The sequence below is a fragment of the Streptomyces sp. NPDC094448 genome (assembly GCF_044763775.1).
In the GTDB taxonomy this organism is placed as follows: Bacteria; Actinomycetota; Actinomycetes; order Streptomycetales; family Streptomycetaceae; genus Streptomyces.
This window is the reverse complement of record NZ_JBIWGU010000011.1, coordinates 76,918-103,908: the sequence shown is the minus strand read 5'-3', so window position 1 is coordinate 103,908 and position 26,991 is coordinate 76,918. Positions and strand designations below refer to the sequence as shown.

22 protein-coding genes are annotated in these 26,991 nt (G+C 68.3%); 11 read left to right on the top strand and 11 right to left on the bottom strand.

The window, feature by feature from the left end:
* Positions 1-7: 7 nt before the first annotated feature.
* Positions 8-2,758, bottom strand: coding sequence for a transglycosylase domain-containing protein (locus ACIQ9E_RS22130; RefSeq protein ID WP_403709543.1), 2,751 nt, complete (start codon positions 2,756-2,758; stop codon positions 8-10).
* A gap of 361 nt (positions 2,759-3,119) precedes the next feature.
* Here ACIQ9E_RS22130 and ACIQ9E_RS22125 point away from each other — a divergent pair, with 361 nt between their 5' ends.
* From ACIQ9E_RS22125 to ACIQ9E_RS22115, 3 genes are all read left to right on the top strand, one after another.
* Positions 3,120-3,821 (top strand): PadR family transcriptional regulator, encoded by a 702-nt coding sequence (locus tag ACIQ9E_RS22125; protein WP_040915549.1) that lies wholly within the window; start codon positions 3,120-3,122, stop codon positions 3,819-3,821.
* 59 nt (positions 3,822-3,880) lie between these two features.
* Positions 3,881-4,963 (top strand): inositol-3-phosphate synthase, encoded by a 1,083-nt coding sequence (locus ACIQ9E_RS22120; protein ID WP_403709541.1) that lies wholly within the window; start codon positions 3,881-3,883, stop codon positions 4,961-4,963.
* 102 nt (positions 4,964-5,065) lie between these two features.
* Entirely contained in the window at positions 5,066-6,358 is a 1,293-nt protein-coding gene (locus tag ACIQ9E_RS22115; protein ID WP_403709539.1) for an MFS transporter, read from the top strand.
* Positions 6,359-6,505: 147 nt separating this feature from the next.
* Here the strand turns inward: ACIQ9E_RS22115 and ACIQ9E_RS22110 are convergent, their stop codons facing one another.
* On the bottom strand, positions 6,506-7,948 hold the full coding sequence (locus ACIQ9E_RS22110) for a CCA tRNA nucleotidyltransferase (RefSeq protein WP_403709537.1): 1,443 nt from the start codon (positions 7,946-7,948) through the stop codon (positions 6,506-6,508).
* Positions 7,949-8,050: 102 nt separating this feature from the next.
* Here ACIQ9E_RS22110 and ACIQ9E_RS22105 point away from each other — a divergent pair, with 102 nt between their 5' ends.
* From ACIQ9E_RS22105 to trxA, 7 genes are all read left to right on the top strand, one after another.
* Positions 8,051-10,462 carry a DUF6049 family protein gene (locus ACIQ9E_RS22105; RefSeq protein WP_403709535.1) on the top strand — a complete coding sequence of 804 codons (2,412 nt, stop codon included), beginning with the start codon at positions 8,051-8,053 and terminating at the stop codon, positions 10,460-10,462.
* 44 nt (positions 10,463-10,506) lie between these two features.
* The gene (gene murJ, locus ACIQ9E_RS22100; protein WP_403709533.1) at positions 10,507-12,792 is read left to right on the top strand and encodes a murein biosynthesis integral membrane protein MurJ; all 2,286 of its coding nucleotides are present in this window, start codon (positions 10,507-10,509) and stop codon (positions 12,790-12,792) included.
* 137 nt (positions 12,793-12,929) lie between these two features.
* Positions 12,930-14,663: a protein kinase family protein gene (locus tag ACIQ9E_RS22095; RefSeq protein WP_403709531.1), complete on the top strand. Its 1,734-nt coding sequence runs from the start codon at positions 12,930-12,932 to the stop codon at positions 14,661-14,663.
* Positions 14,664-14,813: 150 nt separating this feature from the next.
* A complete protein-coding gene (gene sigM / locus ACIQ9E_RS22090; RefSeq protein WP_403709529.1) occupies positions 14,814-15,518 on the top strand; it encodes an RNA polymerase sigma factor SigM in 705 nt (234 codons plus the stop codon).
* A gap of 14 nt (positions 15,519-15,532) precedes the next feature.
* Positions 15,533-16,438 (top strand): anti-sigma factor family protein, encoded by a 906-nt coding sequence (locus tag ACIQ9E_RS22085; protein WP_403709527.1) that lies wholly within the window; start codon positions 15,533-15,535, stop codon positions 16,436-16,438.
* 123 nt (positions 16,439-16,561) lie between these two features.
* Complete coding sequence (gene trxB / locus ACIQ9E_RS22080) at positions 16,562-17,512, top strand: thioredoxin-disulfide reductase (protein ID WP_006348059.1); 951 nt, start codon at positions 16,562-16,564, stop codon at positions 17,510-17,512.
* 73 nt (positions 17,513-17,585) lie between these two features.
* Positions 17,586-17,918 (top strand): thioredoxin, encoded by a 333-nt coding sequence (gene trxA / locus ACIQ9E_RS22075; RefSeq protein WP_403709525.1) that lies wholly within the window; start codon positions 17,586-17,588, stop codon positions 17,916-17,918.
* An 82-nt stretch (positions 17,919-18,000) separates the two neighbouring features.
* On the opposite strand, the gene ACIQ9E_RS22070 is transcribed toward trxA, so the two are convergent.
* The 9 genes from ACIQ9E_RS22070 to rpmH all read right to left on the bottom strand — a co-directional run bounded on the left by ACIQ9E_RS22070 (position 18,001) and on the right by rpmH (position 24,602).
* The gene (locus tag ACIQ9E_RS22070) at positions 18,001-18,618 is read right to left on the bottom strand and encodes a GNAT family N-acetyltransferase (protein WP_403709523.1); all 618 of its coding nucleotides are present in this window, start codon (positions 18,616-18,618) and stop codon (positions 18,001-18,003) included.
* A gap of 48 nt (positions 18,619-18,666) precedes the next feature.
* Positions 18,667-19,764: a ParB/RepB/Spo0J family partition protein gene (locus ACIQ9E_RS22065; protein WP_403709521.1), complete on the bottom strand. Its 1,098-nt coding sequence runs from the start codon at positions 19,762-19,764 to the stop codon at positions 18,667-18,669.
* The gene (locus ACIQ9E_RS22060) at positions 19,761-20,837 is read right to left on the bottom strand and encodes a ParA family protein (RefSeq protein WP_403709519.1); all 1,077 of its coding nucleotides are present in this window, start codon (positions 20,835-20,837) and stop codon (positions 19,761-19,763) included. Before ACIQ9E_RS22060 ends, ACIQ9E_RS22065 begins: the two co-directional genes overlap by 4 nt.
* A gap of 225 nt (positions 20,838-21,062) precedes the next feature.
* Positions 21,063-21,779, bottom strand: a complete 717-nt coding sequence (rsmG, locus tag ACIQ9E_RS22055; protein WP_006348054.1) for a 16S rRNA (guanine(527)-N(7))-methyltransferase RsmG — start codon at positions 21,777-21,779, stop codon at positions 21,063-21,065.
* A 114-nt stretch (positions 21,780-21,893) separates the two neighbouring features.
* Positions 21,894-22,406, bottom strand: a complete 513-nt coding sequence (locus tag ACIQ9E_RS22050; protein WP_403709517.1) for a protein jag — start codon at positions 22,404-22,406, stop codon at positions 21,894-21,896.
* Positions 22,407-22,422: 16 nt separating this feature from the next.
* On the bottom strand, positions 22,423-23,694 hold the full coding sequence (yidC, locus tag ACIQ9E_RS22045; protein WP_403709515.1) for a membrane protein insertase YidC: 1,272 nt from the start codon (positions 23,692-23,694) through the stop codon (positions 22,423-22,425).
* Between the two features lie 3 nt (positions 23,695-23,697).
* A complete protein-coding gene (gene yidD, locus ACIQ9E_RS22040; protein ID WP_403709513.1) occupies positions 23,698-24,078 on the bottom strand; it encodes a membrane protein insertion efficiency factor YidD in 381 nt (126 codons plus the stop codon).
* The gene (gene rnpA, locus ACIQ9E_RS22035) at positions 24,075-24,446 is read right to left on the bottom strand and encodes a ribonuclease P protein component (protein ID WP_366261583.1); all 372 of its coding nucleotides are present in this window, start codon (positions 24,444-24,446) and stop codon (positions 24,075-24,077) included. The genes yidD and rnpA overlap by 4 nt, the downstream gene beginning before the upstream one ends.
* A gap of 18 nt (positions 24,447-24,464) precedes the next feature.
* Positions 24,465-24,602: a 50S ribosomal protein L34 gene (gene rpmH, locus ACIQ9E_RS22030; RefSeq protein WP_006348049.1), complete on the bottom strand. Its 138-nt coding sequence runs from the start codon at positions 24,600-24,602 to the stop codon at positions 24,465-24,467.
* Between the two features lie 399 nt (positions 24,603-25,001).
* Between rpmH and dnaA the strand changes: the two genes are divergently transcribed.
* Positions 25,002-26,798, top strand: coding sequence for a chromosomal replication initiator protein DnaA (gene dnaA, locus ACIQ9E_RS22025; RefSeq protein WP_403709510.1), 1,797 nt, complete (start codon positions 25,002-25,004; stop codon positions 26,796-26,798).
* The last annotated feature ends 193 nt before the right edge of the window (positions 26,799-26,991 follow it).

The following is a 26,991-nucleotide window of genomic DNA, read 5'->3' as shown; positions in this document are numbered from 1 at the left end:
CGGAGGGCTACTCCTCCTGGGGCCCGCCGATCACGAGGCCGTTGCTGTTGCCACCGTTGTTGTTGGAGTTGCCGCCGTTATTGGAGTTGCCGCCGTTGTTGGCAGTGCTGCCGTTATTGGCGTTACCGCCGTTGTCGGCACTGCCGTCGGTGCCCCCGTTGTTGTTGCTCCCGTCGGTGCCGCCGTTGTTGTTGCTGCCGGTGTTGGTACCACAGCTCCAGTTGTCCCAGGGCTTGCAGGAGTTGCTGGGGTCGGGGGAGTTGCCGGTGGCCGGCGGGGACTTCGACTCCTTCTGGGTCTGCTGGGTCTTCGACGGCGCCTTCGTCGAGGACGTGGCCGAGGGCTCCGCCGACTTCGACGGCGGCGGGCTGGACGCGCCGCCGCCCCAGTACGCCTCGCCGATCGGCTCGGGCTCGGGGAACTTCAGCGCCTTGGTGCCCTTGAGCGCGTTCTTCATATAGTCCGCGAAGATGTCGGACGGGAACGACGAACCGTGGATCTTGTCCTGGCCGCCGGTGCCGAACATCTTCAGGAACTCGCGCTTGGTGTTCTTCTCGTTGTCGTCGAGGCGGTACATATCGATCGCGGTCGACAGCTGCGGGGTGTAGCCGACGAACCACGCCGACCTGTTGCCGTCGGTGGTACCCGTTTTGCCGGCTACCTGGCGGCCCGGGACCTTGGCGTTCGTACCGGTGCCCTTCTCGACGACGTCGACCAGCACATCGGTGACGTTGTTGGCGACGGCGGGGGAGAAGCCGTCGGTCGGCTTGTCCTCGTGCCGGTAGATCTCCCGGCCGCTCTTCTTCACGTACTCCACCGAGTACGGGTCGCGCTGCTGGCCCTCGGCGGCGAAGGTGCCGTAGGAGCTGGCCATGCGGATGGCGCTCGGGGTGGAGATGCCGATGGAGAAGGAGGGCACGTCGGACTTGTTGAGCGAGCTCTCCAGCAGTCCGGCCTTGACCGCGGCCTTGCGGACCTCCGAAACGCCGATGTCCATACCGAGCTGCACGAACGGGCTGTTCGCCGAGTCGATCATCGCGTCGCGGAGGTTGATGTTCTTGTAGTCCGTGTCACCGTCGTTGACCTGGAGCCACTCCTTGCCCTCCTCGTTGCGCCAGATCGACCCGTCGTAGTTTTTGATCTTGAGCTTGTTCTTGCCGTTGTAGACCGTCTTGTCGGGGTCGATCTTGGTGCGCTGGGACTCCGTCTGGACCCGGCCGCCCTCCGGATCGCGCACCCCGACCTCCATCGCGGAGGCGAGGACGAACGGCTTGAAGGTCGAGCCGACCTGGGCACCGGTGCTGTCGGCGTTGTTGGTGAAGTGCTTGGTCGCGTCGGTTCCGCCGTAGATCGCGACGATCTTCCCGGTCTTCGGTTCGATCGAAGCCCCGCCGAACTGGACGTGGGTGTCCTTGTCGGGACGCTTCTTCGGGTCGATGTTCTTGTCGTAGACCTTTTTGACGGACTCTTGGAGCAGCTTGACCTGGTTCTTGTTGAAGGTCGTGTAGATCTCGTAGCCGCCGAGGGAGAGGTCCGCGGCGGTGAGCTGCTTGTTGTTCGAGAGGAAATTCGCCTTGGCGAGGTCCACGAGATAGCCGACCTGGCCGCCGAGCTTGGCCTGCTTGGCGGGGTCGAGGACCTTCGGGAAGACCGTCTTGTCCCGCTCCGCCTTGTCGAGGTGGCCGTCCTTCACCATCTCGTCGAGGACCCAGTTCCAGCGCTCGGTCACCCGCTTGGTATTGGCCTCCGCAGTGGCCGCCTCGTCGAAGTCGGTGGCCCCGGCCGGGTCGTAGTAGGTCGCGCCCTTGAGCAGGGTGGTCAGGAAGACGGACTGGGCGACGGTCAGCTTGTTGGCGTCGACACCGAAGTAGGTACGCGCCGCGGCCTGGATCCCGTAGGAGTTCCGGCCGTAGAAGGAGGTGTTCAGATAGCCGGCCATGATCTCCGGCTTCTTCATCTCCGTGCCGACCTTTATGGAGATGAACAGTTCCTTGAACTTACGGCTGATGGTCTGCGACTGGTCGCCGAGCCGGGCGTTCTTCACATACTGCTGGGTGATCGTGGAACCACCCTGGGTCTGCTGACCGCGGGCCATGTTCACCAGGGCCCGGCTGATCCCCTTGGGGTCGATGCCGGAGTCCGAGTCGAAGGTCTTGTTCTCCGCCGACTTCACGGCGTTCTGCAGATGCACGGGGATCTGCTCGATCCCCACGTTCTGCCGGTTGACCTCACCGCCGGTCGCGGCCATCTGGGAGCCGTCGGACCAGTAATAGACGTTGTTCTCGGCCTCCGCCTGCTTACGGGGGTCCGGGACGTCCACCCAGGCGTACGCCAGCGTCGCCGCGCCCATCAGGGTGCCGAAGAAGGCCAGCGCCAGCCCGGCCACCAGCTTCCAGGAGGGCGTCCAGCGGCGCCAGCCGTCCTTGTCGTACCGCGGGTAGTCGACCAGTCGCCGTTTGCGAGGGCCGCCACCGCCCGGGTCATGGTGGCCCGCGCCACCGGCGCGGCGGCCGCCGCCGCGCCCGCCCCGGCCGCCTCCGGCGGCAGTGGGATCCACCCGGCGGCGGCCGCCGCGCTGGGCGGCCCGCCGGGCCTCGGCGCGGCCGCCGTAAGGGCGCTCCTCACCGTGGGAGGCGGCAGGGGAGACGGCGCCGGTGTCCCCGGTGGGGGCGGCACGGCGGCCGGATGGCTGCTGGGCTTCGCGCCTGGCAGCGGCCCGTCCGCCGGTCTGCGGCGGTTTGCGACGGTGCTCGCTCATCGAACGACTACTCCTCGGGCAGGCGAAACGCCTGGAAGCGGCAGTTGACTTCCGGTCCCCCCGGCATGGATGCGGACCGGCCGCGTGAAGGGCTCGTCCGCAGTGCACCCACGGCGATGACGACTGGGGCCGTCATGTGGTTCCCGGCGGTCTGCATCCGCACAGACTACGCACGAACAAATCCATCCCGACGCTGAAGTTCATCCCAAAACAGGCAAGTTGGCCAGAACGAATTGACGATGTGACCCCGTTCACCATGACCCCCCTTGTCGCAGGAGCCCCGCCGTCCTATCGTGCTGATGTATCGAGTCGATACATCAGCACGTCATAGAGAGTCGGGGCCGTACGAAGGGAGGCCGAGGTGAGCAGGCGCTCGGGAATTCTTGAGTTCGCTGTGCTCGGCCTCCTCCGTGAAGCCCCGATGCACGGGTACGAGCTGCGGAAACGGCTCAACACTTCGTTGGGGATCTTCCGGGCCTTCAGTTACGGGACCCTGTATCCCTGCCTCAAGACGCTGGTCGCCAACGGCTGGTTGATCGAGGAACCGGGAAATGCTCCCGACGACGCCCTGGCCGCTCCACTCTCAGGGCGCCGCGCCAAGATCGTCTACCGGTTGACGGCGGAAGGGAAAGAACACTTCGAGGAGCTGCTTGCGCATACCGGCCCCGACAGCTGGGAGGACGAGCACTTCGCGGCTCGCTTCGCCTTCTTCGGGCAGACGGAGCGCGAGGTGCGGATGCGGGTGCTGGAAGGCCGCCGCAGTCGGCTGGAGGAGCGTCTGGAGAAGATGCGCGCCTCCCTCGCCCGCACCCGGGAGCGCCTCGACGACTACACGCTGGAGCTCCAGCGCCACGGAATGGAGTCCGTGGAGCGCGAAGTGCGCTGGCTGAACGAGCTCATCGAGAGCGAGCGGGCGGGACGGGATCAGCGACGCTCCTCCCCCGGCTCCGCAGCACAGCAGCAGAACACCGCGGGGCCCGGGGACGGCCTGCCCCGGCGTGGGGACGCGGAGACCTCCGGGCCCGCCACCCCGCCGGATCCGTCCGACGGCACCGCCAACTGAGACCCCGCGGTCCGCAGGGTCTCATCCGGAATACCGAAATCACACAGGGAGCAACCGGAATGGGTTCGGTTCGCGTAGCCATCGTCGGCGTGGGCAACTGCGCCGCCTCGCTGGTGCAGGGCGTCGAGTACTACAAGGACGCCGACCCGGCCGGCAAGGTGCCGGGTCTGATGCACGTCCAGTTCGGGGAGTACCACGTCCGGGACGTCGAGTTCGTGGCGGCCTTCGACGTGGACGCCAAGAAGGTCGGCCTCGACCTGGCGGACGCCATCGGCGCCAGCGAGAACAACACCATCAAGATCTGCGACGTGCCGAACACCGGTGTCACGGTGCAGCGCGGCCACACCCTCGACGGTCTGGGCAAGTACTACCGCGAGACCATCGAGGAGTCGCCGGAGGCCCCGGTCGACGTCGTCCAGGTCCTCAAGGACAAGCAGGTCGACGTTCTGGTCTGCTACCTCCCCGTCGGCTCCGAGGACGCTGCGAAGTTCTACGCGCAGTGCGCCATCGACGCCAAGGTCGGCTTCGTCAACGCGCTCCCCGTCTTCATCGCGGGCACCAAGGAGTGGGCTGACAAGTTCACCGAGGCGGGCGTCCCGATCGTCGGTGACGACATCAAGTCGCAGGTCGGCGCCACCATCACGCACCGTGTGATGGCGAAGCTCTTCGAGGACCGGGGCGTCGTCCTGGACCGCACGATGCAGCTGAACGTCGGCGGCAACATGGACTTCAAGAACATGCTGGAGCGCGACCGGCTGGAGTCCAAGAAGATCTCGAAGACGCAGGCCGTCACCTCGCAGATCCCCGACCGCGAGCTGGGCGAGAAGAACGTCCACATCGGTCCGTCCGACTACGTCGCGTGGCTCGACGACCGCAAGTGGGCGTACGTCCGCCTGGAAGGCCGTGCCTTCGGTGACGTCCCGCTGAACCTGGAGTACAAGCTCGAGGTCTGGGACTCCCCGAACTCGGCCGGCGTCATCATCGACGCCCTGCGCGCCGCGAAGATCGCCAAGGACCGCGGTATCGGCGGCCCGATCCTCTCGGCCAGCAGCTACTTCATGAAGAGCCCGCCGGTCCAGTACTTCGACGACGAGGCCCGCGAGAACGTGGAGAAGTTCATCAAGGGCGAGACCGAGAGCTGATCCCCGCCCTACAGGGCAGTGGCGCAAGGCTACGGAGGGTCTCCGGTGGTTCACCGGGGACCCTCCGCATCTGTGCCGGGCCGGTGTGTGACGCTTGGCCCCATGCCCGTCGTAGGTGATCTGCGCGTACTCCTGCGCCTGACGAACTTCCGCCGACTGCTGACGGTCCGGCTGCTGTCCCAGACAGCGGACGGCGTCTACCAGGTCGCGCTCGCCACGTATGTGGTGTTCTCGCCGGAGAAACAGACCTCGCCCGCGGCCATCGCCTCGGCCATGGCCGTTCTGCTGCTGCCGTACTCGCTGATCGGCCCCTTCGCCGGGGTGCTGCTGGACCGCTGGCGCCGCCGCCAGGTGCTGCTCTACGGCAATCTGCTGCGGGCCCTGCTCGCCTGCGGCACCGCCTTGCTGATCCTGGCCTCCGTACCGGACTGGCTGTTCTACGTCTCGGCCCTGTCGGTCACAGCCATCAACCGCTTCGTCCTCGCCGGGCTCTCCGCCGCACTGCCCCGGGTGGTCGACGACGAGCGGCTGGTCATCGCCAACGCCCTCTCGCCCACGGCCGGCACTCTGGCGGCGACCGCGGGCGGCGGGCTCGCCTTCGTCGTACGACTGGTCGTCGCCGACTCCGATGCGGCGGTAGTCCTCCTGGGGGCCGCCCTCTACCTCTGTGCCGGACTGGCCTCCCTGCGGATGGGGCGCGACCTCCTCGGCCCCGATCCGGAGCGGGTCCAGCCCCGTCTGGCGACCGCCCTCGTCTCCACGGCTCGCGGTCTGACCGACGGGCTGCGCCATCTGGCCCGACGGCCGGCCGCGGCCCGGGTCCTGACCGCAGTCACCCTGATGCGCTTCTGCTACGGGGCGCTGCTGGTGACCGTGCTGATGCTCTGCCGCTACGCCTGGTACGCGGACGAGCGGGACGGGCTGGCGCTCCTCGGGGTGGCCGTCGCCGTATCGGGGGCCGGCTTCTTCGTCGCCGCCGTGATCACCCCTTGGACCATCGGGCGGTTCGGACCGTACCGCTGGATGATCTTCTGCGCCGCGACCGCGGCCGTACTCGTCCCGGCGCTCGGGCTCCCCTTCGCGAAGGCACCGATACTCGTCGCGGCCTTTGTTCTGGGCCTGGTCACCCAGGGGGTGAAAATCACCACCGATACCGTTGTCCAGATCTCGGTGGACGACGCCTATCGGGGCCGGATCTTCTCCCTCTACGACGTTCTGTTCAATGTCTCGTTCGTCGCGGCGGCAGCCGTCGCCGCACTGATACTGCCGCCCGACGGCCGCTCGGCCCTGCTGGTGGTGCTGATCGGCGCGATCTACGCCGGAATCGCCCTGATGCTTCTGCGCTGGAGCAGGACCACCCCCGCGCTTCCCCGGTCGACCGGCCGGGCCGGCTGAGCTTCGCGGTGGGGCGGGCGATGTTTCACGTGAAACATCGCCCGCCCCGGAGGCGGTTTCCCGGAACGGCTGCCCAACGGGTGCGGGGCATGTTTCACGTGAAACATGCCCCGCACCCGGCCATCGGCCCGATCCGAAAGAAGCGCCCTATCCCTGAGCGGCCCACCACTCGGTGAGCGCCTTGACCGCGTCGTCGCGCTCCATCGGCCCGTGCTCCAACCGCAGCTCCAGCAGATGCGCATACGCCTTGCCGATCAGCGGTCCCGGGCCGATGCCGAGGATCTGCTGAATCTCGTTGCCGTTGAGGTCGGGCCGGATGGCGTCCAGCTGCTCCTGCTGCTGCAGCTGCGCGATGCGCTCCTCCAATCCGTCATACGTGCGGGAGAGGGCAGCCGCCTTCCGCTTGTTCCGGGTGGTGCAGTCCGAGCGGGTCAGCTTGTGCAGCCGGTCGAGCAGCGGTCCGGCGTCGCGCACATAGCGGCGTACCGCCGAGTCGGTCCACTCCCCGTCCCCGTAGCCGTGGAAGCGCAGATGCAGCTCCACCAGCCGGGAGACGTCCTTCACCAGCTCATTGGAGTACTTGAGGGCGGCCATCCGCTTCTTGGTCATCTTCGCGCCGACCACCTCGTGATGGTGGAAGGAGACCCGGCCGTCCTTCTCGAACCGACGGGTGCGCGGCTTGCCGATGTCATGGAGCAGCGCGGCGAGCCGGAGCACCAGATCCGGCCCTTCCTCCTCCAGGGCGATGGCCTGTTCCAGCACGGTCAGGGAGTGTTCGTACACATCCTTGTGCCGGTGGTGCTCGTCGCTCTCCAGCCGCAGGGCGGGCAGCTCCGGAAGCACCCGGGCGGCCAGTCCGGAGTCGACGAGGAGGGCCAGTCCCGTCCGGGGGTGGCGGGAGAGCAGCAGTTTGTTCAGCTCGTCCCTGACCCGCTCGGCGGAGACGATGTCGATGCGGTCGGACATCTCCGTCATGGCACGGACGACCTCGGGCGCCACCTCGAAATCGAGCTGGGCCGAGAAGCGGGCGGCTCGCATCATCCGCAGCGGATCGTCCGAGAAGGACGCCTCGGGGGTGCCCGGGGTCCGGAGCACCTTGGCCGCGAGGTCTTCCAGACCGTGGTGCGGGTCGATGAACTCCTTCTCCGGGAGCGCGACGGCCATCGCGTTCACCGTGAAGTCCCGGCGGACGAGATCGTCCTCGATGGAATCGCCGTAGGACACCTCCGGCTTGCGGGAGGTGCGGTCGTAGGCCTCGGAGCGGTAGGTGGTGATCTCGATCTGATAGCCGCTCTTCTGGGCCCCGACAGTGCCAAAGGCAATACCGACGTCCCATACCGAATCCGCCCAGGGGCGGACAATCTTCAGGATGTCCTGGGGGCGGGCGTCCGTGGTGAAGTCGAGGTCGTTGCCGAGCCGGCCGAGGAGCGCGTCCCGTACCGAGCCGCCGACCAGGGCAAGACGGAAGCCGGCTTCCTGGAAGCGGCAGGCGAGATCGTCCGCGACGGGAGCTACCCGCAGTAGCTCCGTCACCGCGCGGCGTTGCACCTGGTTCAGTGCGGAGGGAGTGTCTTCATTGGCGTTCGGCACAACAGAGAAGGTTACGTCCCCCGGGCCCGCAGGGGTCCCCCGTAGACCGTGACGATCATGTAGGGCAGTCCGCGGCACTTCCGCCCGGCGCACCTCGTTACCATGCGTGGACGCAATGAGCGACAGCGACCTGACGACAGCAGACGACGAGGGACGGACGAGCGCGTGGCCGAGGCGGCAGACTTCCGGAGGATGACCCCCGCGCCTGCCCGTCGATGGCTCCGCAGGGCCGTCTGCGCGCTCGCCGCCGCCCCCATGATCGTGGGGCTCCTCGGGTCGTCCGCGCCCGCCGCTCAGGCCGCTCCGGCCGCCCCGGGTCCGACCACCGTGGATGTGAGTCTCACCACAGTCACCCCGAGCGTGCCGGAAGAGGACGGAACACTCACCGTATCCGGCACGGTGGTCAACAAGACCAAGGGACCGGTGACGAGCCCCGAGATCGACCTCCATGTGGGGCCCCCGGTCAACGGCCGCACCGGGATAGACCGGGCCGCGAAGCGCACGGGGTACGACCGGGCTGCCGACGGCCCCGCCGTGGGCGGCCGGTACACCGTGAAGCTGCCCTCCCTGGCTCCGGGCATCAGCCGGGACTTCACCGTGTCGGTGCCCGTCGAGGAGCTCGAACTCGGCGAGGCAGGCGTCTATCAGCTCGGGGTCAGCCTCTCGGGGCGGAGCCGCGGCTCGTCCTACCGGCAGGTCCTGGGCATCGAACGGACCTTCCTGCCCTGGCAGCCCGACACCCTGGAACAGCGCACCCGCCTCACCTACCTCTGGCCGCTGGTCTCCTCGACCCATCTGACGTCCGAGGTCGGCTCCGACGAGCAGCGCACCCCGGTCTTCGAGGACGAGTCGCTGGCCAAGGAGATCTCCCCCGAGGGCCGGCTGGGACAGATGGTGTCCCTCGGCCGCGAACTGCCGGTCACCTGGGTCATCGACCCCGACCTGCTGGCCACCGTGGACGCCATGACCCGGAACTACCGGGTGAAGGACGGCAAGGGCGGCGAGGAGACCGTTCCGGGCCGTAACCAGGCGGTGGCCAAGCAGTGGCTCAGCTCCCTGGAGGCCGCGGTCCAGAACCGCAAGGTGATCGCCCTCCCCTATGCGGACCCGGATCTGGCGTCCCTGGCCCACCGCGGGACGGGCACTCTCGGGCGGCTGACGGATGCCACCGAGGTGGCGAGCCTGACCGTGGAGACGATCCTGCACGTCAAGCCGTCCGTGGAGTTCGCCTGGCCCGTCGACGGGGCGATCGACTCGTCGATCGTGAAGGTCGCCACCTCCGCGGGCGCCGACCATGTGATCGCCCGCAGCGACAGCCTCCGTGACGATCTTCCGTACACGGCATCCGCGGCCCGGCCGATCGGCGGGGGCACCACCGCGGTGGTCGCCGACGCCCGGCTGTCGAAGGCGTTCGAGGGGAACATGCTGGACAGCGGCGAGTCCACCCTCGCCGTGCAGCGGTTCCTGGCCCAGACCCTGGCGGTGGCGCTCCAGGACGAGGCACCCGCGGGCCGCAGCGTCGTCGTGGCCCCCCAGCGGATGCCCACCACATCGCAGGCGCAGAGCATGGCACGCGCCCTCCAGGGGCTCGCCGGACAGCGTTGGACGCAGCAGATCGACCTGCTCGCGGCAGCGGACGCCAGGCCGGACAGCGGGGCGAACCGCAGGACTCCTTCGGTGTCCCAGTACCCCGAGAAGCTGCGCAAGCGCGAGCTGCCCGACCGGGCCTTCGAGGAGATCCGGGACACCCAGGAGACCCTCGACAACTTCACGCTCATCCTGACCGCCCGGGACCGGGTGGAGACGCCGTTCTCCCGTGCGATCGACCGGGAGATGTCCACCTCGTGGCGGGGCCATCAGCAGGCCGCCGAGGCCTACCGCGCCGATGTGCGCACGACCCTCGGGCGGCTCGTCGGCGAAGTCCAGCTCATCGAGAAGTCGCAGATCACCCTCTCGGGCCGCAGCGCCACCATCCCGGTGACCGTCCAGAACCGGCTGGTCCAGGACGTCGACCGGCTGGTGCTGCGGCTCAGCTCGGACAACGGAGCCCGGCTCAGCCTCGACGGCGGCAAGGGGACCGCGGAGCGCCCCATCGAGATCAAGGGCGGCCACAGCCAGTCGGTGAAGTTCGACGCCAAGGCCAACGCCAACGGCCAGGTCCGGATGACGGCGCAGCTCTACACCGAGGACGGCAAGCTCTACGGCCCTGCCATGCAGTTCACCGTGAAGGTCTCCGAGGCCACCCCCACCGTGCTGCTGGTCATCGCGGGCGGCGTTCTGCTCCTGGTGCTCGCCGGGGTCCGGATGTACACCCAGCGCAAGCGGGCGGCGGCCCGCGACACCCCCGCCGGCGGCCCCGGCACCGAGCCCGGTGGGGACGGTGACCCCGACGGTACGGAACCCTCCGGAGACAGCGGCGACGGCGCCGATCACGGGCAGCCGAGTGACCCGACACCGGACACCCGTCGGGAAAGCGGCAACGGATCGCGCGCGGGTGAGAAAGTGGACCGTTGAGCGATGTCGTGGCCACCGGCCGGGGACGATGAGGTGGGGTAGCAATGAACGCGCCGTACGACGGTGACCGCGGTCAGGGCGCCGGGACGAACCCGGCGGACCAGCCGCCACCGCCGCAGCCCCCGTATGCCCACGATCCGGCCCAGCACCCCTACGCCCACGACGCGGGCACACAGCCTTACGCCTACGACCCCGCCCAGTACCAGCAGCAGGTCCCGTACCCGTACGACCAGACGGTGCAGCAGCCGGGCTACGACACCGCCCACGATCCGTATCTGCGGGACGCCTACGCCCAGGACCCCTACCGGGCGCAGGACCTGTCCGCCCAGGACCCGGTGGCCGAGGCGCTGTACGACCGCGCCTCCCACCCTCCGCCGCCGCCCGGCACCTACCCCGACCAGCAGCCGCTCTACCAGCAGCCCCCGCCCTCGGAGTACGCCCCGGACCCCCGAGTCTGGGCCCACACCCCGCCGCCCGAGCCCGCGGGCCCCTCCCGTCATCTCCCGTACGGCGACGACGCGCGCACGACGCAGTACACGGGCGTGGACGACCTGGTGAGCAACGCGGCCGACGCTCGGCCGCAGCAGGACGCCTTCGCCCATCTCTTCCGGGACCAGCAGGGCACCGGCAGGACCGTCCCGGCCCCCGCACCCGAGCCGATCCCGGCACCGGCCGCCCCCCAGCGGTCCGGGGGACGGGTCGCCAGTCTGGCGAAGTCGAGCGCGGTGATGGCCGCGGGCACGATCGTCTCCCGCCTCACCGGCTTCCTCCGCAATCTCGTGATGGCAGCGGCGATCGGTGTCGGCGTCCTCAGCGACACCTACCAGGTCGCCAACGTCCTGCCCACGATGATCTACGTCCTGGTCGGCGGCGGCGCCCTGAACGCGGTCTTCATCCCGCAGCTCGTACGGGCGATGAAGAACGACGACGACGGGGGCGAGGCCTATGCCAACCGGCTGCTCACCCTTGTGGTCGTACTGCTGGCGGGCGTCACCGTGTTCTGTGTGGTGGCGGCTCCGCTGCTCGTGACCATGATGTCGCCGACGATCGCCTCCGACCCGCAGAAGAAGGAGGTGGCCGTCGCCTTCGCCCGCTACTGCCTGCCCACCATCTTCTTCATGGGTGTCCACGTGGTGCTCGGGCAGATCCTCAACGCCCGTGGCCGCTTCGGCGCGATGATGTGGACCCCGGTCCTCAACAACGTGGTGATCATCGCCTCGTTCGCCGCCTTCATCTGGGCCTTCGGCAGCTTCACCACCTCGGGCGTCAACACCGCCACGATCACCCCGGAGGGCGTCCGGCTCCTCGGCATCGGCACCATGCTGGGACTGGTGGTCCAGGCACTGGCCATGCTTCCGTACCTCCGGGACGCGGGCTTCCGGATGAGGCTGCGGTTCGACTGGCGGGGCCAGGGGCTCGGCAAGGCCGCGGGACTCGCGAAGTGGACGCTGTTCTTCGTCCTCGCGAACCAGCTCGGCATGATCGTCGTCACCCAGCTCGCCACCTCGGCGGGAGCGACCGCCGAGAAGCACGGCTTCACCGGCACCGGTATCACCGCCTACAACTACGCGCTGCTGCTGTGGCAGCTCCCCCAGGCCATCATCACGGTCTCCGTGATGACCGCCGTCCTGCCGCGTATCTCCCGTTCCGCCCATGACGGCGACGCCGCCGCGGTCCGGGACGACATCTCCTACGGGCTCCGTACCTCCGCCGTCGCGATCGTGCCCTCGGCCTTCGCCTTCTTCGCCCTCGGTGTCCCGATGGCGGGTCTGATGTACGCGGGGTCGGGCGCGGAGGGCGCCCGGAACATCGGATTCACTCTGATGGCCTTCGGGCTCGGACTGATTCCGTACTCCGTTCAGTACGTCGTCCTGCGTGGCTTCTACGCCTACGAGGACACCCGGACGCCCTTCTACAACACCGTTATCGTCGCCCTGATCAACGCGGGTGCGGCCGGTCTCAGCTTCCTCCTGCTGCCCGCCCGCTGGGCGGTCGTCGGCATGGCCGCCTCGTACGGTCTGGCCTACATGATCGGAGTCGGGGTCGCCTGGAGCCGGCTGCGGAAGCGGCTCGGGGGCGATCTGGACGGAGCGCACATCATGCGTACGTACACCCGGCTGTGCATCGCGTCGCTGCCTGCCGCGCTCCTCGGCGGGGCCGCGGCCTTCGGCATCATCAAGCTCCTCGGCAGCGGTGCCGTCGCCTCCCTGGCAGCGCTCACCGGTGGCGGTGTCGTCCTCCTCGGAGTGTTCTTCCTCGCGGCCCGCCGGATGCGGATCGAGGAACTGAACTCCATGGTCGGCATGGTCCGCGGCCGGCTCGGCCGCTGAGACACGAGCCGGGGGCGCATTTGCGCCGCGGCCGCACAACCATCGCCAAGGGCCGTGTGTCGTGCATAGCAGTGGACTGTGGGCACAATTGGCATGGCTGTTGGTTGTGCGCAACGGATGGGGAGGCAGGAACGACGGTGGCGGAACGTAGCACGGCTGCCGTCGACGTGGCCGACAACGGCGGGAACGAACCGCCGACCGCGCAGGCGGAAAAGGCCACGGCCGACGGCTCTACCGGACCCGAGAGGACCGCGGAACTGCCCGTCCCCGGCGACCAGGACACCCAGGACGGGGCGGACGAGGCCGAGGAGCCCGTCCTCGCCGTGCCCGAGCTGCACAGCGGCCACAAGCTCGCCAAGCGCTACCGCTTGGAGGAGTGCATCACCCGACTGGACGGTTTCAGCAGCTGGCGTGCTGTGGACGAGAAGCTGCGCCGGGCCGTCGGGGTCCATCTTCTCCCCGCGGGGCACGCCCGGGCCCGCTCCGTGCTGGCAGCCGCCCGCTCCGCCGCTCTTCTGGGCGACCCCCGGTTCGTGATGGTGCTGGACGCGGTCGAGGAGAACGATCTCGTCTATGTCGTTCACGAATGGCTGCCGGACGCCACCGAGCTGACCACCCTGCTGGCCATGGGTCCCCTGGAACCGCACGAGGCCTACCGCCTCGTCGACCAGCTCTCCCAGGCCATGGCTGCGGCCCACCGCGAGGGCCTCTCCCACCTCAAGCTGACCCCCGGCGCCGTCCTGCGGACCTCCAGCGGCCAGTACCGGATCCGCGGCCTCGCCGTGAACGCCGCACTGCGCGGTATCACCGCCGACCACCCGCAGCGCACCGACACCGAGGCGATCGGCGCGCTGCTCTACGCCGCCCTGACCCAGCGCTGGCCGTACGAGAACGACGCCCACGGCCTTTCGGGGCTGCCCAAGGGTGTCGGGCTGCTCCCGCCCGACCAGGTCCGGGCCGGTGTCCACCGGGGGCTCTCCGAGCTGTCCATGCGGGCCCTGGTCAACAACGGCGCCACGGCATCCCGCCAGGAACCGCCCTGCACCACTCCGGAGGAGCTGGTGAAGGCCGTCGCGGACATGCCCCGTATCAAGCCGCCGGAGCCGGCATTCGCCGCACCGCCGGAGTATCAGCGCACCACCTACCAGCAGGGCAACTACGCCCGTCCTGGTGCCATCCGGCCCGGCGGCGCCGTACCGGCGCATGCGGTTCCGGTACCGCCTCCGCCGCTGGAGAGCCGGGCCGGCAAGGCACTGAAGTGGACGGTCGCCGCGCTGCTGATCGCCGCCCTGGGGCTGGGCAGTTGGCAGATCTCGGAGGAACTGCTCGACCGTGACAAGGGTTCCGGCTCCACGCCCGAGGCTCCGCCCCAGGACGGCGACGAGAAGCCGAAGGCACCCGCCGAACCGCTCACCGTCGACCACGCCACGGAGTTCAAGCCGAGTGGCTCCGGCATACAGCAGCACGAGGCTCCCCTCACCATCGACGGTGACCCCAGGACGTCCTGGGTGACCCCCGAGTACCGGAACTACCCGAACTTCGGGAACTACCCCAACCGCCGCCAGGGCAGCGGAATCATCGTCGACCTCGGCACCGTGCGAGAAGTCTCCGGAGTCGATATCGACCTGTACCGGGCAGGGCACAAGGCTGAGGTGCTGGCGGCCGCCGAGAGCGCCTCGGATCCGGGTTCGCTCACGGACTTCGACCGGCGGCTCACCCCCGAGCAAACGGTGGGGAAGCAGCTCAAGGCCTCCTTCGACACACCCACCCGGACCCGATACGTGCTCGTCCGGATCACCGAACTCCCGCCCGCCGAACTGGCGAACCGCTACCGGGGCGGGATCTCGGAGATCAGGATCCTCGGGCACTGACTCCGCTCCGGCGGCCTTGCGCCCGCCGTCCGGGGGCGCCCGGGGACTGCCCTGGGCGCCCTGCCTCTCCCCGGGGGAATCGTGATAGACAGACCGGGCCGGAGCTGATGCTTCCAGGCGCCGAACCGGACCGACCAGAGGGTGGAGGCCGTGACGACGGGGGCGTCCCACACAGTCAGCGACTCCGAGCTTCTCGCCCGCCATGTCGCCGGGCATCCCGACGCCTTCGGTGAACTGGTCCGGCGGCACCGCGACCGGCTCTGGGCCGTCGCCCTGCGCACCCTGGGGGACCGTGAGGAGGCCGCGGACGCCGTACAGGACGCCCTGGTCTCCGCCTTCAGAGCCGCCCACACCTTCCGGGGCCAGTCCGCCGTCACCACCTGGCTGCACCGCATCACGGTCAACGCCTGTCTCGACCGGGCGCGTAAAACCGCATCCCGGAGAACAGCACCCGTCGAAGACACCGAACGGCTGGAGCAACTGCTCGAACCCCATGAGTCCGCGGAAGCGCCCGCAGAGCGTCGCGACCTCAACCGCGAGCTGCTGGCCGCCCTGGGCAAGCTCGCGCCGGAGCAGCGGGCCGCCCTGATCCTCGTGGATATGCAGGGCTACTCCGTCGCGGAGGCTGCAGAGGTCCTCGAAGTGCCCCCGGGAACGGTGAAGAGCCGTTGTGCACGGGGGCGGGCAAAGCTACTCCCCTTGGTCACCCATCTGCGCGGTACTTCCGGGGATAGCGAGGATCCCGGCCGGGGAAGGAACCGGACGCCGGGGGCAGCCGTCCCACCGGCGACGGACCGAAGGAACGCAGGGCCGACCGATCCTGCTGCTGTGAAGGGCGGAGGTGGACGCACGTGACATCCACGGCCGACATGACTCAGCATCCGGATGTCTCCGAGATCTCCGATCTCACGGAGGGACTACTCTCCCCCGCCCGGAGCGCCCCATTGCGGAAGCATCTGGCCGACTGCGAACTCTGCGCCGATGTCCGGGCGTCTCTGGAAGAGATCCGCACCCTGCTGGGGGTCGTCCCCGGCACACCGCGGATGCCGGCCGATATCGCCGAACGGATCGACGCCGCACTGGCTGCCGAGGCATTGCTGGATGCCGGCCGCCCCGAGCATGTTTCACGTGAAACATCGACTGCCTCCGGGCCCGCCGAACCGGGTACGGCTGCCGGTACCGGTACCGGTACCGCGACCCGCCCGGCGGGTCATCCCCGCGGCGCCACCGGTCCCGGCCGGACAGGCGCACAGCGCCGCAGGCGCCGGAATTCGGTGCTGGGCGCCATCGTCGGCATGACCGCGGTGGGAGTGGGTGCGTTTCTCTTCCAGAGCGGGGACTCCGGCAGCACGCCGACGACCCAGGCCATCGCCTCGCCCTCGGACCGGCCCGGAGAGTTCTCGGCGTCGACACTGGAGACCCGGGTACGGGATCTGCTGGACCGTCCCGTACCCCAGAGGGACGGGGGGAACGCCATGGCCACCAGTGAACAGCCCGGCTCACCGGCCGGCGGGGTACCGGGTACGGAGCTGGGGGGCCACACGGGCACCGGGCCCGAGGTTCCTCTCTGTGTTCAGCAGGGCACCGGCCGTACCACGGTTCCGATCGCGGTCGAGAGGGGCCGGTACCGGGGCACGGATGCCTATCTCCTGGTCCTCCCGGTCATCGGAAACATCCAACAGGTCGAGGCGTTCGTCGTCGACGCCGGTTGTACCGGCAGCTCGCCCTCGGACACCGGGGAACTCCTGCTGACGGACTCCTTCCCCCGACGCTGACAGCTCCGAGCGCGCTGCGTGACAGTACGGGAATGCATCCGCCGTAGGATCCGTTGGGTGGGGTGAGAGCCATTGCCCCGGCCAACAGTCAGCAGACAGCCTGCAGAGACGAGGAAGAGACCCGTGAGCGACGTCCGAAACGTGATCATCATCGGCTCCGGACCCGCCGGTTATACGGCGGCGCTCTACACCGCACGGGCCTCCCTGAAGCCGCTGGTCTTCGAAGGCGCCGTGACCGCCGGTGGCGCACTGATGAACACGACCGACGTGGAGAACTTCCCCGGCTTCCGTGACGGGATCATGGGACCGGACCTCATGGACAATATGCGGGCGCAGGCCGAGCGCTTCGGTGCGGAGCTGATCCCGGACGATGTGGTCTCCGTCGACCTCAGCGGTGAGATCAAGACGGTCACCGACACCGCGGGCACCGTTCACCGCGCCAAGGCCGTCATCGTCACCACCGGATCCCAGCACCGCAAGCTCGGCCTGCCGAACGAGGACGCTCTCTCCGGCCGCGGGGTCTCCTGGTGCGCCACGTGCGACGGCTTCTTCTTCAAGGACCAGGACATCGCTGTGGTCGGCGGTGGCGACACCGCGATGGAGGAGGCCACCTTCCTCTCCCGGTTCGCCAAGTCCGTGACGATCGTCCACCGGCGGGACAGCCTGCGGGCGTCGAAGGCCATGCAGGACCGCGCCTTCGCCGACCCGAAGATCGCATTCGCCTGGGACAGCGAGGTGGCCGAGGTCCACGGCGACCAGAAGCTCACCGGACTGACCCTGCGGAACACCAAGACCGGGGAGACCTCCGAGCTGCCGGTCACGGGGCTGTTCATCGCCGTGGGCCACGACCCGCGGACCGAGCTGTTCAAGGGCCAGCTGGACCTGGACGACGAGGGGTACCTCAAGGTCGAGGCACCTTCCACTCGCACCAACCTCACCGGCGTCTTCGCCGCGGGCGATGTCGTCGACCACACCTACCGTCAGGCCATCACGGCCGCCGGTACCGGATGCTCCGCGGCGCTGGACGCCGAGCGATTCCTGGCCGCGCTGGCCGACGCCGAGAAGTCCAACTGACCCGAGCAGCACCCCAGGGTCTGCTCGGGTCATTCCCCACCCCACACCCCAGATTGATCAAAGGAGGCCCGCCGTGGCCGGCGCGCTGAAGAACGTAACGGATGCCACCTTCGAAGAAGAGGTCCTCAAGAGCGAGAAGCCCGTTCTGGTGGACTTCTGGGCGGCCTGGTGCGGCCCGTGCCGTCAGATCGCGCCGTCCCTTGAGGCCATCGCTGCCGAGCACGGTGACAAGATCGAGGTCGTCAAGCTCAACATCGACGAGAACCCGGCCACCGCTGCCAAGTACGGCGTGATGTCGATCCCGACCCTGAACGTCTACAAGGACGGCGAGGTCGCGCAGACCATCGTCGGCGCCAAACCGAAGGCCGCCATCGTCCGCGATCTGGAGAACTTCCTCAGCGAGTAAGCGCCGCCTGCACGCACATGTTTCACGTGAAACATGACGGAGGGACTCGCCCGATCGGGCGAGTCCCTCCGTTGTTGTCCGGTCAGAGCGGCCGTAGTACCGGCTCCTTCTGTACCGCACCGAGCAGCCGGTCCAGAGCCTGCTCGACGTCCTCCTTCCAGGAGAGCGTGTTTCTCAGCCCCAGCCGCAGCCGCGGATACGAGAAATGCGGGCGGACCGTTTTGAATCCCACCGCGGTCAGATGGTCGGCCGGAAGAAGGCAGGCAGGCTCCCGCCAGCGGGCATCACCGAAGGCTTCGACCGCCTTGAAGCCCCGCCGCAGTGCGTCCTTGGCAACGGTCTGCACCAGGACCCGGCCAAGCCCCTGCCCCTGGTATCCCGGGTTGATCCAGGACGTCATCAGCTGAACGGCGTCAGCTGATACGGGACTGGTCGGAAAAGCCAGGGAACGCGGCACATAGGCCGGTGGGGCGTAGAGAACAAAGCCGACCGCGACCTCGTCGACATAGACGACCCGGCCACAGGATCCCCATTCCAGCAGGACCGCGGAGAGCCAGGCTTCCTTCTCCAGCTCGGACCGACCGGCCCTGACAGCGGCATCACCGCTGACCGGATCCAGCTCCCAGAAGACACAGGAGCGGCAGCGCTTGGGGAGGTCCGACAGATTGTCCAGCGTGAGAGGTACCAGCCGACGCCCCATAGAGACCGCTCCTCCGTTCCGTCCCCGTCCGCCCGGCCAACGGCAGCCTCAGTCGTCGGCGTCCTGCCCGCCCTGGGTGAGCCCTCGTTCCAGGGCACGGTCCTCACCAGGAGCAAGGGTTCCGAGAATGCGCTCCAGATCCTCCATCGAGGCAAACTCGACGACGATCTTGCCGCGCTTCTGGCCCAGGTCGACCTTGACCCTGGTCTCGAAGCGGTCGGAGAGCCGGGAGGCCAGATCGGTCAGTGCGGGGGAGACCCGAGTACCGGCACGAGGGCCCTTCTTCGGCTTGACCGTGCTCTTGGGGTCGGAGCCGAGCAGAGTGACGATCTCTTCGACGGAACGCACCGACAGTCCTTCGGCGACGATCCGGCGCGCCAGCCGGTCCTGCTCCTCGTGGTCCTCCACCGACAGCAGCGCACGAGCGTGCCCGGCCGTCAGCACTCCCGCGGCCACCCGCCGCTGGACCGTGGGCGCCAGCTTCAGCAGCCGCAAGGTGTTGGAGACCTGAGGGCGCGACCGCCCGATCCGATCGGCGAGCTGATCGTGGGTGCAGTTGAAGTCTCTCAGCAACTGGTCGTAGGCAGCGGCCTCTTCCAGCGGATTGAGCTGGGCGCGGTGGAGATTCTCCAACAGCGCGTCCAGCAGCAGCTTCTCGTCCTCCGTCTCCCGGACGATCGCCGGGATCCGTTCCAGACCGGCCTCACGGCAGGCACGCCAGCGACGCTCGCCCATGATGAGCTCGAAGCGCTCCGGGCCGGTCTGCCGGACGACGACCGGCTGAAGCAGGCCGACCTCCTTGATGGAGGTGACCAGTTCGGCCAGGGCGTCCTCGTCGAAGATCTCACGGGGCTGCTGCGGGTTGGGCGTAATCGCATCCAGCAGCACTTCGGCGAAGTGGGCACCGGACGGCGTCATCAGTGCGGAACTTTCATCCGCTCCGATGGAGTCGATGGTGGTGTCAAGGGGGACGCCCGCCGAGGGCAGGGTGGCGACCTTGGCCGCCGCGACACCACGCTGCTCGGTCAGCACCGGAATCGCCCCGGGTGAGCTGAGCGTGGCGCCGGAAGAAGCCGGCCTCTCCTGGGGAGCGCCAGGGATCAGGGCACCGAGCCCACGCCCCAACCCTCTACGTCGCTCGCTCACTGGATCCCCTCCGAGATGTTCTGCCGGCTGTTCTCTGTGCCCACATGGGCATGGTGCGGGTCGTACTGAAGGCCCACCCCGCGCAAGGCGATCTCGCGGGCCGCTTCCAGATAGGACAGGGCGCCGCTGGAGCCCGGGTCGTAGGTCAGTACCGTCTGTCCGTAACTCGGAGCCTCCGAGATCCGGACGGATCGCGGGATGTTGGTCCGCAGTACCTCTTCACCGAAGTGGCTACGGACTTCGTCGGCCACCTGGGAGGCAAGCCGGGTCCGGCCGTCGTACATGGTGAGGAGGATCGTCGACACATGGAGCGCGGGGTTGAGATGGCCCCGTACCAGATCCACGTTCCGAAGCAGTTGGCCCAGACCTTCCAGTGCGTAGTACTCGCACTGGATGGGGATCAGCACCTCGGCCCCGGCGACCAGGGCATTGACCGTCAGCAGACCGAGCGACGGCGGACAGTCGATGAGGACGTAGTCCAGCGGCTGCTCATAGGCCTGGATCGCCCGCTGCAGTCTGCTCTCCCGCGCCACCAGGGACACCAGCTCGATCTCCGCACCGGCGAGATCAATCGTGGCGGGGGCGCAGAAGAGTCCTTCGACGTCCGGAACCGGCTGGACCACCTCGGAGAGCGGCTTGCTCTCCACCAGGACGTCGTAAATCGAGGGAACCTCGGCGTGATGGTCGATTCCCAGCGCCGTGGACGCATTGCCCTGCGGGTCGAGGTCGACCACGAGTACACGGGCGCCGTGCAATGCGAGGGAGGCGGCCAGATTGACCGTGGTCGTGGTCTTGCCCACCCCGCCCTTCTGGTTGGCAACCACCATGACCCGGGTCTGCTCCGGCCTGGGAAGACCTTCACCGGCCCGCCCCAGTGCCTGGACGGCAAGCTGGGCAGCTCGGCCGATGGGGGTGTCATCCATCGGGGCCGGTGTTTCACGTGAAACATCGTCTCCGGGCGACTCGGTACGGGGACCGGGGACCGGATCGGTCATCGGTCCCGCGATGTTGGCGTCGGACCGCAAGGATTCACTCTCCTCGACTTCAGGCTCGCGATGAACAGAGCCTGCCATGCTTTCGGGGTCATGAACCAGCGAGGCCCGTGCTTCTGTGGATGAATCCACCTCTGTGGACAACTTCGTGACCCCTCCGAGGGGCCTCCGGTTCCGAATCGGGGCGGCAGCACGCCCGCGGCTGATGATTCCGTGCAGCAGTGAGCGACGTTTCACGTGAAACACGATGCCCGGACCGTGGAGCGGCATCCGGACGACACTCCGGCATACGTACGTACGGGAGCCTCAGCGGCGGCGTCGGGTGCGGCTGGTACGGGCAGCCTTGGCCCGCTTCGCCGCGAATCGCACACCGCCGGGGCTCTCTCCGACCTCCACCCGGACCACCGTGGAAAGAGGGTCGACCAGACCCTCGCCGACCTGGAGCACGGACGTCTCGACCACACCGAGCTTGCTCAGCGCGGCTCGGGCTCCACGCAGCTCCTCCTCGGCGGTATCCCCCTTGAGCGCCAGCATCTCGCCGTAGGGACGGAGCAGTGGAACGCCCCAGCCGGCCAGACGGTCGAGGGGAGCCACGGCCCGGGCCGTCACCACATGAACCGGAGGCACCGTCCCGAGGACTTCCTCGGCCCGGCCCCGGACCACGGTCACATGGTCGAGCCCGAGCAGTTCGACGACTTCCTGGAGGAAGTTGGTACGCCGCAGCAGCGGCTCCAGCAGGGTGATCTTGAGATCAGGACGGACCAGGGCCAGCGGGATACCGGGCAGACCCGCACCGGAACCCACGTCGCAGACCGTGACACCCTCGGGAACCACCTCGGAGAGCACCGCGCAGTTCAGCAGATGCCGCTCCCACAGCCGGGGCACCTCGCGGGGGCCGATCAGACCGCGCTTGACCCCGGCGTCGGCAAGCAGCTCCGCATAGCGCACGGCTTCCGGAAAGTACTCTCCGAAGACCGTCCGCGCCGCTTCGGGCGCCTGGGGAAGCTCCGCTGCCTCCGTCACGGGAACCGTCCTTCCGTACCGCACTATCGCTTCATGGACCGTGGTGGCTGACTATCAGGCTGACAAAGATCGGCCCCGTCTGCGCTACAGACGGGGCCGAGGAAACGATCGGGGTCAGGCAGGGAGGACGACGACGAAGCGCTGCGGCTCCTCGCCCTCCGACTCACTGCGCAGACCCGCCGCGGCAACCGCGTCGTGCACGACCTTGCGCTCGAAGGGCGTCATCGGCTCAAGCTTCACCGGCTCACCGGTGTTCTTCACCTCGTCGGCGGCCTTGGCGCCCAGCTCGGCCAGCTCGGTCCGCTTCTTCGCCCGGAAGCCCGCGATGTCCAGCATCAGCCGGCTGCGGTCTCCGGTCTCGCGGTGCACGGCGAGACGGGTCAGCTCCTGAAGAGCTTCCAGAACCTCGCCGTCGCGTCCCACCAGCTTCTGAAGGTCACGACCGCCCGATTCACTGATGATCGAGACAGCGGCCCGGTCGGCCTCGACGTCCATGTCGATATCGCCGTCGAGATCGGCGATATCGAGCAGACCCTCAAGGTAGTCGGCGGCGATCTCCCCCTCCTGCTCAAGGCGGGTCAGGGTGTCGCCTTCCTCCGCGGCAGCGGGGATGGTGCCTTCCGTCACGGATGGACTCCTTCTACTACTTCTTGGACGACGGGTGCTTGGGACGCTGCGGGCCCTTGCGCTGTCCGGACTTGGGCTGCTGACGGCCCGAGTTGGCCCGGGGCTGCTTGGACTTGGCGCTCTGCGACGAATCCTTGCGGAGCGAAGGCTTCGACTCGGTGTCGCCGGAGCCGGATTCGTCCTGGTCCGCTGCCTTGTCCGTGGGCTGCTGTGCACCGGTGGACTGCCGCTGGGACTTGCTCTGCCGCTTCGGCTGCTGGCGCCTGGTGGTGCCGCCCTCGGCCTCGGTCTCGACGGTCTCGCTCTTCACGATCGACCCGTCCGCCTGCGCGGCGAATCCGGCCTTGGCCAGACCGGTGATGAACTTGCGCTCGTTGTCGTTGCGGTCCGAACCCTTGGCGACGACCGCCTGGACGACCTTGCGGCGACGGCGGGAACTGATCTCGCCATGCTGCGTGGCGGTCTTCAGCAGCCGGGTCAGGTAATGATCCTGGGCCTTGCTGCCCGGTGTCGGGTTCTGGTTGATCACGTACATCTGCTGACCCATGGTCCAGACGTTGGTGGTCAGCCAGTAGACGAGGACGCCGACGGGGAAGTTGATGCCCATGACCGCGAAGATCACCGGGAAGATGTACATCAGCATCTTCTGCTGCTGCATGTACGGGGTCTTCACCGTCAGGTCGACGTTCTTCTGCATGAGCTGGCGCTGCGTGTAGAACTGCGACGCCGACATCAGAATGATCATGATTGCGGTGACGACGCGGACATCCGTCAGCGAGGCGTCCAGAGCCTGGACCTTCTCGGGGCTGTCCGTGAACTTGGCCGCCAGCGGGGCGCCGAAGATATGCGCCTGCCGGGCACTGGCCAGCAGCGGCTCGTTGATGACACCGACGACATCACCGGATGCGATCTTCGAGAGCACGTAGTAGAGCGCGAAGAAGAACGGCGACTGCGCGAGGATGGGCAGACACGAGGAGAGCGGGTTGGTACCCGTCTCCTTGTACAGCTTCATCATCTCTTCGGACTGACGCTGCCGGTCGTTCTTGTAACGCTCCTGGATCGCCTTCATCTTCGGCTGGAGCGCCTGCATGTTCCGCATCGACTTGATCTGCTTCACAAAAAGCGGGATCAGGCAGATACGGATGAGGACCACCAGCGACACGATGGACAGTCCCCAGGCCCAGCCCGTGTCGGGGCCGAAGATCGCCCCGTAGAGCTTGTGGAACTGGACGATGATCCACGAGACGGGCGTGGTGATAAAACTGAAGAGACTGGCAATCGTGTCCACTAATCAGGCTCCTTGAGCTTTGGGCGAGGTCTCTGCGGCCGGACTCGGGGGTGCGGAATCCCCTCCCGACGGCACCGAAGGCTCTCCGGAACCGTGCCCGCCCTCTGTGCCGGCATGGCCGTCCTTGCCCCGAAGGGCATTGCGCAGCGTCTCGTGCCACCGTGGACGCTTCCGCGGAGGCACATGATCCACTCCACCTGGTGACCACGGATTGCACCGCAGGATCCGCCAGGCGGTGAGCACCGTGCCTTTCACCGCACCGTGCCGGTCGATGGCCGTGTATCCGTAGTGGGAACACGACGGGTAGTACCGGCAGACGGGCCCCAGCATGGGGCTGATCGTCCACTGGTACAGCTTGATCAGAGCCAGCAGCGGGTACTTCATCGCGCGCCCCCTCCCAGGAGCCGCTGAAGTGCGGCGTCCAGGTCCCGGGCCAACTGTGCGTGATCGGCGTCGCCCGCTCCGGGCAGCGCCCGTACGACCACCAGGCTACCGGCGGGAAGCTCGGCGAGCCGGTCGCGTATCAGATGCCGCAGTCTGCGCTTGACCTTGTTGCGCACAACCGCGCCACCCACTGCCTTGCTCACGACGAAACCCGCACACGTCGGGGGAGCGCTCTCCCCAGGCGCGTGCGGGTCCGGTGAACCGCTGCGTAGATGGACGACGAGAAGCGGGCGTCCGGCCCTGCGCCCTCGTCGTACCGCGGCCGCGAAGTCCTCGCGCCGCCTCAGCCGATTCTCGGTAGGCAGCACGTCATGACCTGTACGCGATCAGGCGGACAGGCTCGCGCGACCCTTGCTGCGGCGAGACGCGAGAATCGCGCGGCCGGCACGGGTACGCATGCGCAGACGGAAACCGTGGGTCTTCGCCCGGCGACGGTTGTTCGGCTGGAAGGTGCGCTTGCTCACTCGGGGGCTCCAGATGAAGATTCGTAGGTGGCGGGGTATCGCCTGGCTGTCACCGTGCGCCCACGAGAAGCTCGCGTTTCGCCCGAGTGCACCGCTTCACAACCACGGAAAGTGGTCTTTGCCCATCGGAGGCAGGCGGCAGCAGCCATCGACAACTCGACCTGGTTACGGTACGCGCGGCTACGCCATCCGGTCAAACCAGCCTCCGGCCACCCCCCGGGCCGCCCGCCGTGCGGGCCCCTCTGTGCACAGGCTGTGGACAACAACTTGAACCAGCCGGGTCGCGCTGACTACCTTGGCTGAACTCCGAATCTTTCCTTTCTGTCCTTGACTGTCCTTCCCCCACCGCCCCGGACCACCCTTTCGGCAGCGTGCGGGACCTTCGAGAGAGCGTGGCTCGTGGCTGACGTACCTGCCGATCTTGCCGCAGTGTGGCCACGAGTGCTGGAACAGCTCCTCGCCGAGGGCCAGCAGGGCATCGAGCCCAAGGACAAGCAGTGGGTCGAGCGCTGCCAGCCGCTGGCGCTGGTTGCCGACACCGCACTGCTGGCCGTCCCCAACGAGTGGGGCAAGCGGGTGCTCGAAGGCCGGCTGGCGCCGCTGATCAGCGAGACGCTCAGCCGGGAGTGCGGCCGTCCGATCCGGATCGCGATCACGGTCGACGATTCGGCGGCCGAGCCCCCGGCCCAGCACCAGCCGCCGCCCGCCGGGCCGCTCTACGACGAACCCGGCGAGCCGGGCCCCGAGCGGTATCGGCAGGGTGATCCCTACGGGGGCTACGGCCACCGTCCCGCCGAGGACGGGCTGCCGGAGATCCGCCCCGCCTACCCCGAGTACCAGCAGCAGCGCCCCGAGCCGGGCGCCTGGCCGCGTACCCCGGAGGACCTGTCGTGGCAGCAGCCGCGCCTCGGCGGGTTCCAGGACCGGGATCCGTACGCCACTCCGGGCCGGCACCGGATGCCGCACGAATACCGCGGCCCGCAGCAGTCCGAGCGCCCGGCCTACGAGCCGCAGCGCCAGGACCGCAGGGAGTCCGAGCCCCCGCAGCAGCCGCACCGCACCGGGCCGCAAGGACTCCAGGTACCGGGGCGGCCGTCGGGTGCCATCGACGGTCCGGGCGGCCCGGGGGCATCGTCGCCGACCTCCGGCGGGCCCGGGGAGCCGCACGCCCGGCTGAACCCCAAATACCTCTTCGACACCTTCGTCATCGGCGCTTCCAACCGGTTCGCCCACGCGGCCGCCGTCGCGGTGGCGGAGGCCCCTGCCAAGGCGTACAACCCCCTCTTCATCTACGGGGAGTCGGGCCTCGGCAAAACGCATCTGCTGCACGCCATCGGGCACTACGCGCGCAGCCTCTATCCCGGCACGCGGGTTCGGTACGTGAGCTCGGAGGAGTTCACCAACGAGTTCATCAACTCCATCCGCGACGGCAAGGGCGACACCTTCCGCAAGCGCTACCGCGATGTGGACATCCTGCTCGTCGACGACATCCAGTTCCTGGCGAGCAAGGAGTCGACGCAGGAGGAGTTCTTCCACACCTTCAATACGCTCCACAACGCCAACAAGCAGATCGTTCTCTCCTCCGACCGGCCGCCCAAGCAGCTGATGACGCTGGAGGACCGGCTGCGGAACCGTTTCGAGTGGGGTCTGACGACCGATGTCCAGCCGCCCGAGCTGGAGACGCGGATCGCGATCCTCCGGAAGAAGGCGGTCCAGGAGCAGCTGAACGCTCCGCCGGAGGTTCTGGAGTTCATCGCCTCGCGCATCTCCCGCAATATCCGCGAGCTGGAGGGGGCGCTGATCCGGGTCACCGCCTTCGCTTCGCTGAACCGGCAGCCGGTCGACCTCGGGCTGACCGAGATCGTGCTGAAGGACCTCATCCCCGGCGGCGAGGACTCGGCGCCCGAGATCACGGCGGGCGCGATCATGGCGGCGACCGCGGACTACTTCGGGCTGACCGTGGAGGACCTCTGCGGTTCCTCCCGCAGCCGGGTGCTGGTCACGGCCCGGCAGATCGCCATGTACCTCTGCCGCGAGCTGACCGATCTTTCACTGCCGAAGATCGGCGCGCAGTTCGGCGGCCGGGACCATACGACGGTGATGCACGCGGACCGCAAGATCCGCGCGCTGATGGCGGAGCGGCGCTCCATCTACAACCAGGTCACCGAACTGACCAACCGCATCAAGAACGGCTGAGGGGCGGCCGCAGGGCGGGATCGGCGGCCCTTTCACGACAGTGGACGAAGCGCCCCGGGACTCCGGTCCCGGGGCGCTTTTCCATGGGCGTACGGACCCTGCCGAAGATCGGCGCGCAGTTCGGCGGCCGGGACCATACGACGGTGATGCACGCGGACCGCAAGATCCGCGCGCTGATGGCGGAGCGGCGCTC

What these genes read in the sequence shown, in the direction of transcription:
- ACIQ9E_RS22130 (WP_403709543.1), bottom strand. Translation starts at nt 2,758, where the DNA reads ATGAGCGAGCACCGTCGCAAACCGCCGCAGACCGGCGGACGGGCCGCT.
- ACIQ9E_RS22120 (WP_403709541.1), top strand. Translation starts at nt 3,881, where the DNA reads ATGGGTTCGGTTCGCGTAGCCATCGTCGGCGTGGGCAACTGCGCCGCC.
- ACIQ9E_RS22115 (WP_403709539.1), top strand. Translation starts at nt 5,066, where the DNA reads ATGCCCGTCGTAGGTGATCTGCGCGTACTCCTGCGCCTGACGAACTTC.
- ACIQ9E_RS22105 (WP_403709535.1), top strand. Translation starts at nt 8,051, where the DNA reads ATGCGTGGACGCAATGAGCGACAGCGACCTGACGACAGCAGACGACGA.
- murJ (WP_403709533.1), top strand. Translation starts at nt 10,507, where the DNA reads ATGAACGCGCCGTACGACGGTGACCGCGGTCAGGGCGCCGGGACGAAC.
- ACIQ9E_RS22085 (WP_403709527.1), top strand. Translation starts at nt 15,533, where the DNA reads ATGACTCAGCATCCGGATGTCTCCGAGATCTCCGATCTCACGGAGGGA.
- ACIQ9E_RS22070 (WP_403709523.1), bottom strand. Translation starts at nt 18,618, where the DNA reads ATGGGGCGTCGGCTGGTACCTCTCACGCTGGACAATCTGTCGGACCTC.
- ACIQ9E_RS22060 (WP_403709519.1), bottom strand. Translation starts at nt 20,837, where the DNA reads ATGGCAGGCTCTGTTCATCGCGAGCCTGAAGTCGAGGAGAGTGAATCC.
- yidD (WP_403709513.1), bottom strand. Translation starts at nt 24,078, where the DNA reads ATGAAGTACCCGCTGCTGGCTCTGATCAAGCTGTACCAGTGGACGATC.